This is a genomic window from Microbacterium trichothecenolyticum (genome assembly GCF_030818955.1).
Taxonomy (GTDB): domain Bacteria; phylum Actinomycetota; class Actinomycetes; order Actinomycetales; family Microbacteriaceae; genus Microbacterium; species Microbacterium trichothecenolyticum_B.
Window position 1 is genome coordinate 3,276,823 of record NZ_JAUTBF010000001.1, and the last position, 13,652, is coordinate 3,290,474.

The window sequence follows — 13,652 nt, forward strand, 5'->3', positions numbered from 1 at the left end:
GCGGCGTAGCGTATGCCCATGGTGCGCCCCGTTCCCGATCCCGTTCGTCCCGGCCAGGAATCCGTGTGGGACTACCCGCGCCCGCCCCGCGTCGAACGGGTGCGCGCACGGGCGCAGATCGACTTCGGAGGGAAGCGCATCGTCGACACCGATGATGTCGTGCGAGTGCTCGAGACGAGCCATCCGCCGGTGTACTACCTGCCGATCGCCGCGTTCGTCGACGCACTGACACGGGGCGAAGGGGCGTCGTTCTGCGAGTTCAAAGGCGCAGCCCGCTACTTCGACGTGCACGGCGGCGGGGGAGCGGTGGCCCATCGTGCCGCGTGGAACTACCCCAACCCCATGCCCGGCTATGAGGTACTCGCCGACCGCGTCGCCGTGTACGCCGGCCCGATGGATGCGGTGATCCTCGGCGGCGAGACGGTCAGGCCGCAGCCGGGAGGCTTCTACGGCGGATGGGTCACGGACGACCTGGCCGGGCCGTTCAAGGGCGTGCCGGGGTCGATGGGGTGGTGACGCGTCGCGTACCGGAGTGACACCACACGGGGTCAGTCGCGGAACGCCTGCGGTACTGCCGCATGAAGATCGGCGAGCCACACGCGGGCGTTCCCGTCGGAGGGTGCGCGCCAATCGCCGCGCGGAGACAGCGAGCCCGCGGGGGAGACCTTCGGCCCGTTGGGGATCGCGGTGCGTTTGAACTGCGCGAAGCCGAAGAAGCGCTTCAGGAACACCTCGAGCCATCTCGCAACCGTGACCAGGTCGTATGACGGCCGCTCGGCCTCGGGGTAGCCGGGGGGCCAGGCTCCGGCATCCGGATCGCTCCAGGCATGCGCGGCGAGGAAGGCGATCTTCGACGGGCGGAAGCCGAAGCGCAGCACGTGGTACAGCGTGAAGTCGTGCAGGTTGTAGGGCCCGATGCGGTCTTCGGTGGATTGCATGCGGCCGTCTTGACCGGCCGGCACGAGCTCGGGGCTGATCTCGGTGTCGAGGACCGCCTGGAGTACGTCGACGGTGGCGGCACTGAGTTCGCCGGCCGAGATGACCCAGCGGATGACGTGTTGGATGAGCGTCTTGGGGACGCCGGGGTTCACGGAGTAGTGGCTCATCTGATCGCCCACCCCGTACGTCGACCACCCGAGCGCGATCTCGGACAGGTCGCCGGTGCCGACGACGATGCCGCCGTTCTGGTTGGCGAGGCGGAAGAGGTAGTCGGTGCGAAGGCCCGCCTGCACGTTCTCGAACGTGACGTCGTGCACCGGCTCGCCCGCGGCGAAGGGGTGGCCCATGCGCGACAGCATCTCGGTCGCCGCCGGGCGGATATCGATCTCTTCGATGCAGGCCCCGACGGCCTCGGCGAGAGCGATCGCATTGCGCTTGGTCTTCTCGCTCGTCGCGAAGCCGGGGAGCGTGTAGGTGAGGATGTCGCTGCGCGGACGCCCCATGCGGTCCATGGCCCGCGCGATGACGAGGAGGGCGTGTGTGGAGTCGAGCCCGCCGCTGACACCCAGCACGGGTTTGGGGTTGCCGATGGCTTCGAGACGCTGCACGAGACCCGACACCTGGATGTTGAACGCCTCATAGCAGTCCTGGGCGAGGCGGGCCGGGTCGTCGGGGACGAACGGGAAGCGATCGAGCGTGCGGCGCAGGCCGATGTCGGTCGCGGGCGGGGCGAGCTCGAACGACACCGTGCGGAACACGGGCGCGCTCGTACGGCGGTTGTCGTCGAACGTGCCCTGGCGGAGGCGGTCCTGGCGCAGGCGGTCGAGGTCGACGTCGGCGACGCTGCGGCGGGGGCCGTCGGGGAAGCGCTCGGTCGTGGCGAGCAGCTGCCCGCCCTCGTAGATCATGGTCTGCCCGTCCCACGACACGTCGTTGGTCGACTCGCCCTGCCCGGCGGCGGCGTAGACGTACGCGGCGAGGCAGCGCAGGGACTGCGACTGCGAGAGCAGGTTGCGGTCGTCGGCGCGGCCGATCGTGATGGGGCTGCCCGAGAGGTTTCCCAGCACCGTCGCGCCGGCGAGGGCGGCGCCCGACGACGGGGGGATGGGCACCCAGACGTCTTCGCAGACCTCGGCGTGCAGGGTCAAACCGGGCACGTCGACGGCGTCGAAGAGCAGGTCGGGGCCGAAGGGGACCGTTTCGCCCATCACCCGGATGTGCTGTCCCGCCTGATCGTCACCGCGGGCATACCAGCGGTGCTCGTAGAACTCGCGGTACGTCGGCAGATACGCCTTCGGGGCGACGCCGAGCACGCGGCCGCGGTGGATGACGACCGCGCAGTTGTAGAGGCGGTTGCGGTGCCGCAGTGGCGCACCGACCATCAGAACCGGCAACAGATCGACGGATGCCAGGACGAGACGCTCCACCGCTACCTCGACGGCATCGAGCAGGGCATCCTGCATGACCAGGTCGTCGATCGCGTAGCCGGTGAGGCAGAGCTCGGGGAAGACGGCGACGGCCACGCCCTCGGCGTCGCACGCGCGGGCGGACTCGAGCACGGCGTCGGCGTTGGCGGCCGGATCGGCGATGGCGACGGGGATCGTGCATGCCGCGACGCGCGCGAAGCCGTGCCGGTAGACGCTCTCGAACGGCAGATCGGTGATCACCTCTCCAGTCTGGCAGGCCCCTCCGACACTGTGGCGGCCGTTTCCCGCAGTGGGCCGACCCTGTGGACGCGCGCACGGCGATGTCGGTGGCCCCCGTTAGCGTGGATTCCCATGCGGTACATCGAACACGACGGGCGGATCGTCTGGAGCGCCAGCGACCTCAAGGCTGCGGCCGAGTGCGAGTTCGCCTGGTTGCGGGCCATCGACGCCAAGATCGGTCGTATCGCCGCCGTCGACGACCCCGAAGACGCCACCCTCGAGCGCGCGGCGCGCCTGGGCACCGCCCACGAGCTGCGGGTGCTCGACGAGTACCGCGCGCGCTTCGGTACGGCGGTGCGCGAGATCCCCGCTGCGCGGTCGTCCGACGCTGTAGCGCTCGCCGAGGCCGTGCGTCTCACCGACGACGCTCTGGCCGATCCCGCCGTCGAAGTCGTCTACCAGGCTGCTTTCGCCACCGACGAGTTCGTCGGCTTCGCCGATTTCCTCGTCCGGACCCCCGTCCCGGGGTCTGACGGGGTGCGCCCGTGGATCGTGCAGGACACCAAGCTCGCCCGCCGCGCCCGCGTCACGGCCCTCATGCAACTCGCGGCCTACGTCGACCAGCTCGACCGTCTGGGCGTCCCGCGCTCCGACGAGGTCCAGCTGCTGCTCGGCGACGGCACGACGAGCACACATCGCGTCGACGACCTGCTCCCGGTCTTCGCGCTGCGGCGAGAGCGTCTGCGCGCGCTGATCGCCGACCGCAGCGTCGAGCTCGGCGCGGCGGGCCCCGTGATCGGCTGGGGCGACGCGCGCGGTGACCTCGATGTCGTCGCGTGCGGGCGGTGCGCCACCTGCGAGCTCGAGGTCGTGGCGCACCGCGACCTGCTCCTCGTCGCGGGCATGCGACCCGTGCAGCGCGATCGGCTCCGCGCGAGCGGCATCCTGACCATCGACGATCTCGCTCGGGCCACCGCCGCACCCGCGGCGATGGGCGGCGACACGTTCGCCTCGCTGCGTACCCAGGCGCGACTGCAGCTCGACAGTCCGGCGGGCGTGCCCGCCGACGACGCGCCCGCGCACGCGGTGCCCACGTTCGAGGTCGTGGCGCCGAAGTCGCTGGGGGTGCTCCCGCGCCCCGACCACGGTGACCTCTTCTTCGATTTCGAGGGCGACCCCCTCTATACCGAGGGCGTGGGCGAGCACTGGGGCATCGACTACCTGTTCGGCTGGGTCGACACCCGTGAGACGTACGGCGCGCTGTGGGCGCACACCTTCGACGAGGAGCGCATCGCGCTCGAGCGCTTCCTCGATATGGTCGCCCTGCGCCGCCAGCAGTATCCGAACATGCACATCTATCACTACGCCCCGTACGAGCCGACGCACCTGCTGACGATGGCCGCGCGCTACGGAGTACGCGAGGCCGACGTCGACCGGTTGCTGCGCGACGGGGTCTTCGTCGACCTGTACCCGGTCGTGCGTCGCGCGCTCCGCGTCGGGTCGCGCTCGTACTCGATCAAGAAGCTCGAGCCGCTCTACATGGGCGACAAGGTGCGCACGAGCGACGTGCAGCGCGGCGACGACTCGATCGTGAAGTACGTCGAGGCGCGCGCCCTCGCGGCCGATGGTGCCGCCGATGCCGCGCAGGCGGTGCTCGACGACCTCGCCGACTACAACCGGTACGACTGCGTGTCGACTCGTCGCCTGCGCGACTGGTTGGTCGATCGCGCGCGCGAATCGGGCGCGGTGCCCGCCCGCGGCGCCGAGCCCGACGAACAGGCCTACGAGCCCTCCCCGCGCGCGACGGCCCTCCAACGCTGGGCGGCGCACGCGGCCGAGTCCGTTGGCACCGATTCCCCCGATGCGACGGCCCTGCGTCTGGCGGCAGCCGCGATCGATTACTACCCCCGCGAAGAGAAGACCTACTGGGCGACGCACTTCCTGCGTCTGCGCGAGCCCGTGTCGGTGTGGGAAGAGACCCGCGATGTCGTGGTCGTCGACGCCTCCCGCTCGCGCGTCGTGGCCGATTGGCATATCGCCGAGTCAGGTCGGGGATCCGAGCGTCGCCTGGTCGAGCTGCGCGGCGAGCTCGCGCCGGGAACCCGCCTGAGTGCAGATGCCGAACCCTTCGCCGTCTACGACCTGCCCGTGCCCTTCCCGCTCGACACCCGCCCGCGGTGGATCCACGGCGCTCGTCGGGTCACCGTGCGCGAGGTGCTCGATGACGGTGCGGTCGTCGAAGAGGTCGCCGCCGACGGCGTGACATGGGACGAACTGCCGCTGGCACTCACCCCGCCCGCGCCCCCGCGCGCCGGCAACCAGCAGAAGGCGATCGACGCGTGGGCAGACGCGATCCTGGCCGCGGCGCCGGCGATTCCCGAGGGGCCCGCGGCCGACATCCTGCGCCGTGTCCCCCCGCGCACCCGGTCGGGCGCACTCGTGCCCGTCGCTCATCGACCCGGCGCCCCGGGCGACGCTCGGCCGGCCGACGATGCTCCGGGCATCGGCGGCGACGTATGCACCGGCGACACGATCGCCGGTGAGACGACCGCCGGCGTGACGGGCACCCTCGGCGTGACGGGCGTCCTCGGCGCGACCGCTTCCGGCGCGACCGCTGCCGTGACGGGTATCCCCGCGACGGGCGCCCCCGCGACTGGCGTTGCCGAAACGGGCAACGCCGTCGACGAGGTCACCGCGATCGCCCGCAGCGTCATCGACCTCGACCGCAGCTACCTCGCCGTGCAGGGGCCTCCTGGCACCGGCAAGACGTATGTCGGCTCGCACGTCATCGCCCGGCTCGTGGCCGAGCGCGGCTATCGCATCGGTGTCGTCGCGCAGTCTCACGCGACCATCGAGCACATGCTCGACCAGGTCATCGCGGCGGGGGTTCCGGCATCCCGGGTCGGCAAGGCGCCGAAAGACCCGAGCGTGTCGCACGCGTTCACGGTGCTGCCGAAGAACGGGGTCGCGGCCTTCACCGCCGAGAACGCCGCGCACGGGTTCGTCGTCGGCGGCACCGCGTGGGACTTCAGTCACGAGGCCCGCATCCCACGCGGCAGCCTCGACCTGCTCGTGATCGATGAGGCGGGGCAGTTCTCGCTCGCCTCGACCATCGCCGTCTCGCTCTCGGCGCAGCGACTGCTGCTGCTGGGCGACCCGCAACAGCTGCCCCAGGTCAGCCAGGGCACGCACCCCGAGCCGGTCGACACGTCGGCGCTGGGCTGGATCATCGACGGCGCCGAGGTGGTGCCGGCCGAGCTCGGATACTTCCTCGCGCGCACGCGCCGCATGCATCCGGCCGTCGCGGAGCCGGTGTCGCGCCTGTCGTACGAGGGGCGTCTCGCGGCTCACCCGTCGACGGCGCTCCGCCAGCTCGACGGGGTGGAGCCGGGCGTGCACGCCGTGCCGGTGCGCCACAGCGGGAATGCGACCTGTTCCCCCGAAGAGGCGGCCGAGGTCGTGCGCCTCGTGGCCGACCTCGTCGGACGCGCGTGGACCGGGGCCGAGGGCGGGACCGGCGACTCCGCCGTCGTGCACGACGAACGGCCGCTCCGTGCCGACGACATCATCGTCATCACCCCGTACAACGCGCAGCAGGTCGCGGTCGAAGAGGCGCTGGCCGCAGCGGGTCTCGCCGACGTGCCGGTGGGCACCGTCGATCGGTTTCAGGGCAAGGAAGCGGTCGTGGCGATCCTCACGCTCGCGGCGTCGTCGGGTCGCGAAGCTCCCCGAGGATTGGAGTTCCTGCTGCTACGCAACCGCATCAACGTGGCGATCTCGCGGGCGATGCAGGCGGCGTACGTCGTGTACTCGCCGTCGCTGCTCGACGACCTTCCCCGCACGCCAGAGGGCGTAGCGCGCCTGAGCGGGTTCGCGCGTCTCGTCGCCGGCGCCGAGTGATCGCCGGCTTCGCATCGGGGCGTCCCGGCACCCCGTTCGTGATGTCCTGGGACGAGTTGGAGCGCGCTGTTCCGTTTGCGGGGCGCGCCCGGTCAGGTTTGGGGCGTGTTCTTCCGTTCGGGGCGCGAAATACGACGCCCCAAACGGAAGAACACGCCCCAAAGCGTGCGGTGCCGCGGCGATACGCGAACGTGCCCCGCCCGCGCGCCCGCGGACGGGGCACGAGCCGCGCAGCGGTGGCCCCGGATCCGGGGTCAGGCCGTGCCGTACAGGCGGTCGCCCGCGTCGCCGAGACCGGGCACGATGTAGCCCTTCTCGTTGAGACGCTCGTCGACGGCGCCGAGCACCAGCGTCACGTCGTGGCCCTCGACCTGCTTCTCGATCGCCGCGACGCCCTCGGGGGCGCCCAGCAGGCAGATGGCGGTGACGTCCTGCGCCCCGCGCGCGAACAGGAAGTTGATGGCCGCCCCGAGCGATCCGCCGGTCGCGAGCATCGGGTCGAGCACGAAGCACTGACGATCGCTCAGGTCGTCGGGCAGACGCTCGGCGTAGGTCGTGGGCTCGAAGGTCTCCTCGTCGCGCACCATGCCCAAGAAGCCGACCTCGGCGGTGGGCAGCAGCTTCACCATGCCCTCGAGCATGCCGAGACCGGCGCGCAGGATCGGTACGACGATCGGGCGCGGCTCGCTGATCTTCACGCCCTCGGTGCGCGTCACGGGAGTCTGGATCTCGATGGGCTCGACACGCACGTTGCGCGTGGCCTCGTACGCGAGCAGCGTCACCAGCTCTTCGGTGAGCTGGCGGAACACCGGCGACGACGTCTGCGCGTCGCGCAGCACCGTGAGCTTGTGGGTGATGAGGGGGTGGTCGGCGACGTGGACACGCATAGGCTCAAGGCTAACCGTTCCGTTCGAACCTCCCACCCCCGCTTTTCGGAGCTCCCGTGACGCCGACCGCTGCCGACCGTGCCGCGCTGCGCCGTGCGTTCGCGCTGGCGAGCGAGGCCGAGTCCGACGGAGACGTCCCGGTCGGTGCGGTCGTCATCGACGCGGCGGGAGTCATCGTGGGAGAGGGACGCAACCTACGCGAGGTCACCGGTGACCCGACCGCCCACGCCGAGGTGGTGGCCCTGCGCGCGGCTGCCCACGCCATCGGGTCATGGCATCTCGCCGGGTGCACGCTCGTGGTGACGCTCGAACCGTGCCTGATGTGCGCCGGGGCGATCCTGCAGGCACGGATGCCGCGCGTGGTGTTCGCCGCGTGGGATGCCAAGGCCGGTGCCGCGGGATCGATGTACGACGTTCTGCGCGACCGGCGCCTGCCGCACCGGGTCGAGGTCGTCGGGGGCATCGCCGAAGCCGAGGCGGCGGCGCAATTGCAGGCGTTCTTCGCCGCGCGGCGCGACGACGTCTGAGGTCGGTTCGCTCAGCGCGGGAGCAGCGGAAGCAACTCCGAGCCGATCTGGTGGGCATGGTCGAGATCGCGCAGGTCCATGAGCTGGAAGTACACGCGCTCGGCGCCGAGCGCGTGTAGCCGGTGGACCTTCTCGGCGATCTGAGCGGGCGTGCCGATGAGGTTCGCGCCGTTGTCGAACTGCGCGCGCGATTGGCCGATGGCGGCGGCGCGACGATCGATCTCGGCGTCGTCGGCGCCCACGATCGTCGGCAGCGCGACAGACAGCTTCAGCGTCGCCGGGTCACGATCCGCGGCCTCGCACGCGGCCCGCACGACGGCGAACTTCTCGGCCACGACATCTTCCGCGACGAAACCGATGTTGAACTCGGTGGCGTAGCGCGCGGCGAGCGCCGGGGTGCGTTTCGGGCCACCCCCGCCCACGATGACCGGTACGCGGGGCTGCACGGGCTTGGGCAGGGCCGGCGCCGCATCGAGTCGGTAGTGCTCGCCCTCGAACGTGAAGGTCTCGGCATCCGGGGTCTGCCAGAGCCCCGTCACGACCTGGAGCTGCTCCTCGAGCAGATCGAAGCGCTTAGCCGGGAAGGGGATGCCGTAGGCGGCATGTTCGCGTTCGAACCAGCCCGTGCCGAGCCCCAGCTCCGCGCGTCCGCCCGACATCGCGTCGACTTGCGCCACCTGGACGGCCAGGATGCCCGGGACGCGATAGGTCACCGACGAGACGAGCGTGCCGAGCCGGATGCGGGAGGTCTCGCGGGCGAGCCCGGCGAGCGTCGTCCACGCGTCGGTGGGCCCGGGGCGCGGGTCGCCCTCGCCCACGCGCAGGTAGTGGTCGGAGCGGAAGAAGCCGTCGAGCCCGTGCCGCTCGGCCGACTGCGCGAAGGCGAGCTGATCGTCGTACGAGAAGCCCTGCTGGGGCTCGGTGAACAGGCAATACTCCACGGTGGCCTCCGGGGACGGGGGGACGGACGGGGTCTCAGTCGGCGGAGCGCAGGATGATCGCCTCGGTGGGCGGGGCGGGGTCGGCGGGGCGACCGACGTAGCCGATGTGCGTCAGCAGCGCGCGGCGGAAGGATGCCGGACGCTCCAAGTGCACGCAGTGGCCGGCGCCTTCGACGGCGATCTCGGTCACCTCGCCGCCCGCAGCGGAGTAGGCGGCCAGAACGTCGCGCGTCTGCGAGACCATGGGCTGCGCCGGCGCGGTTTCCGCGCCGGGCCAGCCGGGGACCACGCCGAGCGCACCCAGGTGGTTCACGTCGGAGAACGAGGCGTCGGACACGATCGCGTCGGCGGTGCCGTGGATCCACAGCACCGGGGGCTTGTCGGGCAGGTCGACGATGCCGGAGACGTCGAAGAACTTCGGCGACACCGTGTTCAGCACCCCCGTGCGGCCGGGCGCGTACCCCGGCCAAGTCGGGGTCGTGACCGTCTCGCCGGGGTAGTTGCCGCGCGCGGTCGAGGTCGACAGCATCGCCTCGACCCAGACGTCTTCGTGCTCGCTGGTGTACCCGGCGGCGACGTAGGCGGCACGGAACACCGAGCGGGGCGAGGTCGGAGCCTCGTCGCTCGCGTCGCGCTCGGTGAGCCGCTGGACGAAGTCGGGATTGGCGGTTCCCGCACCGGTTCCCGCGGCCTCGTCGTCGAGCAGCGCGCCGTCACGACGTGTGCCGCCGAAGCCGAAGGGCGAGACCGGCGCCTGCAGGGTGAGCGACAGCGCCGGGTGATCGAGGGCGTATTGCATCACGACCCCGCCACCGAGTGCCCAGCCGACGAGGTGGGCGGTCGGGATGCCGAGAGCCTCGAGGGTGGCGTGCAGATCGTCGCTGAGATCGCGGACGCCGCGGGTGGCGTCGATGGGCATGTGCTCGGTGCGGCCGAAGCCGCGGAGGTCGACGGCGAGCACGCGGAGTTCGCTCGGCAGATCCTGCATGATCTCTTGCCAGAACAGCGACGAGGCGACGTTGCCGTGCACGAAGACGACCGTGTGCTCGGGGGCCGTCGACGAGTCGTCGCCCGCTCGCTCGAGCACGTTGACGCCCAGCCGGTGGGTCTCGACAAGGCGCGCGGTGATGCCGTCGAAGAGAGTCATGAGAGGTCCTCCGTGTCGCTCGCGGGTGCCCCGGTACACCGTCTTCCGACTCTAACGCGCGCCCCTGTCGACCGCACTCAGGGTTGCCCGCCGACGCCGCCGGTGTCACGAGCGCCCGCGCCGGGCGATGTCTGAGGAGGTTCGTAGACTGTCAGGCATGACGGATGCCCTCACCTCGCTGCCCCCGATCGCCATCCTCGGAGCCGGATCCATGGGCGGGGCGATCCTGCACGGACTCCTCTCCGCGGGGCTGACAGGCGGCGGGGTCACCGCGACCAACCGCTCGCTCGCGAAGGCGGCGGAGCTCGCCGACCTCGAGGGGGTCACGAGCGTCGCGCTCGAGGCGAACCCGAATGGCAACGCCGACGCCGTGGCATCCGCCGACATCGTGTTGATCGGCGTCAAGCCGGCCATGGTCCCCGCTCTGCTCGACGAGATCGCCCCGCACCTGCGTCCGGGCGCGATCGTGGTCAGCCTGGCCGCGGGCGTCACACTCGCGACTTTCGCCCGCCACCTCGGCGACGGCGTCGCGACGCTGCGCTCCATGCCCAACACGCCCTCTCTGGTAGGCGCGGGGGTCACCGGCCTCGCGGCGGGTCCGGCGGCGTCGGCCGACGACGTCTCGGTCGTTCGGACCCTGTTCGAGACCGTCGGCGCGGTCGTCGAAGTTCCCGAAGAGCAGATCGACGCCATTTCGACGATCTCGGGTTCGGGTCCCGCTTACGTGTTCCTCTTCGTCGAGGAGTTCACGAAGGCTGCGGTACGCATGGGCTTCGACGATGATCAGGCGCGTCTTCTCGCCGAGCAGACGTTCATCGGCGCCGCGAAACTCATGGCCGCCTCCGACGTCGACCCCGCCGAGCTGCGACGCCGCGTCACGAGCCCCAAGGGCACCACCGAGCGGGCCATCGCCGTGCTGCAGGCCGCGCGCCTCGACGACACCTTCACCGTCGCTGCCGAAGCCGCCCTGGCCCGCGCGAAAGAGCTCGCAGCCGGTAACTGACGCGGGCTGTCGCCCGCGCAGACGCGGCGTCAGCGGTCCAAGGCTGCGAAGCGCTCGATATCGGAGTTCGTGCCCGAGACGATGATGAGGTCGTGGTTGGTCACCACGGTGTTCGCCTCCGCGTAGCGGAAGGGCCGACCCGGGCTCTTCACACCCACCACGGTGACGTTGTACTTCGTGCGGACGCCCGATTCGTTCAGACCGACGCCGCGCACCATCTTGGGCGGGTACATCTTCGCCAGCACGAAGTCGTCGTCGAAGCGGATGAAGTCGAGCATGCGACCGCTCACGAGGTGCGCCACACGCTCACCGGCTTCGGCCTCAGGGTAGATGACATGGTTCGCGCCGACGCGGGCGAGGATCTTGCCGTGCGACTGCGACACCGCCTTCGCCCAGATCTGCGGAACCTTCAGGTCGACGAGGTTGGCGGTGATGAGCACCGAGGCCTCGATCAGCGAGCCGACGGCGACGACGGCGACCTGGAAATCCTGCGCACCGATCTGCCGCAGCGCATCGATGTTGCGGGCGTCGGCCTGCACGGCGTGCGTCACGCGTTCCGACCACTTCTGCACGAGCTCGAGGTTGCCGTCGACCGCGAGCACGTCGCGATCGAGTCGGTCGAGCTCACCGGCGCACGCGGCGCCGAAGCGCCCGAGGCCGATCACCAGAACGGGCGCGTCGCTGCGGATGCGTTCAACCAACGATGGGCCTTTCGACGGGCAGCGCGTAGAGCTGCGATCGAGACGAGGCCGCCACGGCCGCGGCGAGTGTCACTGTACCAATGCGCCCCATGAACATCGTGGCCGCCATGACGTAGACGGCGGGGTCGGGCAGCTCGGCGGTCAGGCCCGTCGATAGGCCCACCGTGGCGAACCCCGAGATGACGTCGAAGAGCACGTTCTCGATGGGCGCGTCGGTGATGCGGCTGATGGTCACGGTCGAGATCGCGACGATGGTGGCGCCCCACGCGACGACGGAGAGGGCAACCCGCTGCACGTCGCTCGGGATGCGTCGACCGAAGGCTTGCACCGAGGGGCGCCCCTTCGCCTCCGAGAACACGGCGAGGGCGAGCACGGCGAGGGTCGTGACCTTGATGCCGCCGGCGGTGGATGCCGAGCCTCCGCCGACGAACATGAGCATCGAGCCGACCACCAGGGTCGCGCCGTTGAGGTCGCCGATATCGATGACGCTGAACCCGCCCGATCGCGTCATCGCGGAGAGGAAGAAGGCCTGGAACGTGGTGTCCCACGCATCCATGCTGCCGAATGTGGCGGGGTTGTCGTATTCCAGCAGCAGAATGACGCCCGCCCCGACGAAGAACAGCACGACGGTGGTGATGATCGTGAGCTTGGCGTGCAGCGACCACAGGCGGAACCGCCAGTAGTGGCGCCACAGCGTGAAGATCACCGGGAACCCGATCGATCCCAGGAACACGCCCATCATGAGCACCGTGAGCAGGAAGTAGTCCTGCGCGAAGGGGGTGAGCCCGTCGGCGTTGGGAACGAAGCCGGTGTTGGTGAACGCCATCGCGGCGTAGTAGGGGGCCTCCCACAGCGCCACGAGCGGGTCGATGCCGCCGATGATGAGCGACGGGTAGATCAGTACCGTCAGTCCCGCCTCGATGACGAGCGTCGACAGCGCCACGGTGCGAAGCAGCTGTCCCACTTCGCCCAGGCGCACGGTCTGCCCCTCGTTCACGGGACCGCCGTGGGCGCGGAGGGGGTTGCTGTCGCCGGCGGCGATGAGCTTGGCGCGGAGCCCCAGCCGCTTGGAGATCACCAGGCCGAGGATCGAAGCGAGGGTCAGCACGCCCAACGCGCCGACGTTGACGCCGACATAGGTGATGACGTGGCCCAACGGCGACCAGTGCGTGTACATGTTCACCGTCGACAGCCCGGTGACACAGATGGTCGACACGGCCGTGAACAGTGCATCGGCCAGTGGCGTCGCGCGACCGTCTGCAGCGGCCGCCGGCAGCGAGAAGAGAGCGGTGAACACCAGGATGAGCGCGGCGAACACCAGAACCGCGAAGCGCGCCGGAGAAGCAGTCGTGAGATTGCGCAGACGATCCCATGCCGTGAACGCGATGCGTCGCATGCGCACAGTCAGCCGCACCTCGTTCGGCGTCGCCGCCATGCGCCGCTCCCTTCGGTGGCCGAACCCGAATCATGGTACTCGGGCCGGGGCGCCGCTAATCTGATGCCATGGCGGACATCTTCGACGTGATCGCTGACGGAACGCGTCGCGACATCCTTCAGCTCCTTCTCGACCGCGCCACCGGCGGCGAACGCGGCACGAGCGTGTCGCAGATCGTCGCGGCCCTCGGTGTGAGCCAGCCGACCGTCTCCAAGCACTTGAAGGTGCTGCGCGAGGCCGAGCTCGTGTCGGTGCGCGAGGAGGGCCAGCACCGCTACTACAGTCTCGCCGTCGCTCCGCTCGATGAGGTGGACGACTGGCTCGTGCCGTTCTTCTCGGTCGACGTCGAGAACGAACCCGCTCTTCCGGAGTCGGCCGTGCACGCCGCCGAGGTGGTCGGTCGCGCTGCGGCATCGGTGAAGCACTCCTTCTCCACGGCGCTGCGCAAGCTGCCCGGGCGGTGACGCGGACGGATGCCGTCCGTATCGGGACGTTATCCGCATCGGTCACAGCGGTTTACAGCCGT

General features: G+C 70.4%; 11 protein-coding genes. 5 read left to right on the forward strand and 6 right to left on the reverse strand.

What is annotated here, in order from left to right; genetic code table 11:
• Positions 1-18: 18 nt before the first annotated feature.
• Entirely contained in the window at positions 19-516 is a 498-nt protein-coding gene (locus QE412_RS15465) for a DUF427 domain-containing protein (protein WP_307485853.1), read from the forward strand.
• A 32-nt stretch (positions 517-548) separates the two neighbouring features.
• Here QE412_RS15465 and QE412_RS15470 read toward each other — a convergent pair whose 3' ends face one another.
• Positions 549-2,606, reverse strand: coding sequence for an NAD(+) synthase (locus QE412_RS15470; protein WP_307485856.1), 2,058 nt, complete (start codon positions 2,604-2,606; stop codon positions 549-551).
• Between the two features lie 111 nt (positions 2,607-2,717).
• On the opposite strand from QE412_RS15470, the gene QE412_RS15475 reads away from it, so the two are divergent.
• Positions 2,718-6,485, forward strand: a complete 3,768-nt coding sequence (locus tag QE412_RS15475) for a TM0106 family RecB-like putative nuclease (RefSeq protein WP_307485859.1) — start codon at positions 2,718-2,720, stop codon at positions 6,483-6,485.
• Between the two features lie 254 nt (positions 6,486-6,739).
• Here QE412_RS15475 and upp read toward each other — a convergent pair whose 3' ends face one another.
• Positions 6,740-7,372 (reverse strand): uracil phosphoribosyltransferase, encoded by a 633-nt coding sequence (upp, locus tag QE412_RS15480; RefSeq protein ID WP_307485862.1) that lies wholly within the window; start codon positions 7,370-7,372, stop codon positions 6,740-6,742.
• Positions 7,373-7,458: 86 nt separating this feature from the next.
• Here upp and tadA point away from each other — a divergent pair, with 86 nt between their 5' ends.
• Positions 7,459-7,899: a tRNA adenosine(34) deaminase TadA gene (tadA, locus tag QE412_RS15485; RefSeq protein WP_307487251.1), complete on the forward strand. Its 441-nt coding sequence runs from the start codon at positions 7,459-7,461 to the stop codon at positions 7,897-7,899.
• An 11-nt stretch (positions 7,900-7,910) separates the two neighbouring features.
• Here tadA and QE412_RS15490 read toward each other — a convergent pair whose 3' ends face one another.
• Together QE412_RS15490 and QE412_RS15495 are read right to left on the reverse strand one after the other, a co-directional pair.
• Positions 7,911-8,840, reverse strand: coding sequence for an LLM class F420-dependent oxidoreductase (locus tag QE412_RS15490; RefSeq protein WP_307485865.1), 930 nt, complete (start codon positions 8,838-8,840; stop codon positions 7,911-7,913).
• Positions 8,841-8,874: 34 nt separating this feature from the next.
• Positions 8,875-9,987, reverse strand: a complete 1,113-nt coding sequence (locus QE412_RS15495; RefSeq protein WP_307485868.1) for an alpha/beta hydrolase — start codon at positions 9,985-9,987, stop codon at positions 8,875-8,877.
• Positions 9,988-10,144: 157 nt separating this feature from the next.
• On the opposite strand from QE412_RS15495, the gene proC reads away from it, so the two are divergent.
• Positions 10,145-10,990 (forward strand): pyrroline-5-carboxylate reductase, encoded by an 846-nt coding sequence (gene proC / locus QE412_RS15500; RefSeq protein WP_307485871.1) that lies wholly within the window; start codon positions 10,145-10,147, stop codon positions 10,988-10,990.
• Positions 10,991-11,019: 29 nt separating this feature from the next.
• Here proC and QE412_RS15505 read toward each other — a convergent pair whose 3' ends face one another.
• Positions 11,020-11,691, reverse strand: coding sequence for a potassium channel family protein (locus tag QE412_RS15505; protein WP_307485874.1), 672 nt, complete (start codon positions 11,689-11,691; stop codon positions 11,020-11,022).
• On the reverse strand, positions 11,684-13,087 hold the full coding sequence (locus QE412_RS15510) for a TrkH family potassium uptake protein (RefSeq protein WP_307487254.1): 1,404 nt from the start codon (positions 13,085-13,087) through the stop codon (positions 11,684-11,686). The genes QE412_RS15505 and QE412_RS15510 overlap by 8 nt, the downstream gene beginning before the upstream one ends.
• 107 nt (positions 13,088-13,194) lie before the next feature.
• Here QE412_RS15510 and QE412_RS15515 point away from each other — a divergent pair, with 107 nt between their 5' ends.
• On the forward strand, positions 13,195-13,590 hold the full coding sequence (locus QE412_RS15515; RefSeq protein ID WP_307485879.1) for an ArsR/SmtB family transcription factor: 396 nt from the start codon (positions 13,195-13,197) through the stop codon (positions 13,588-13,590).
• Positions 13,591-13,652 lie beyond the last annotated feature (62 nt).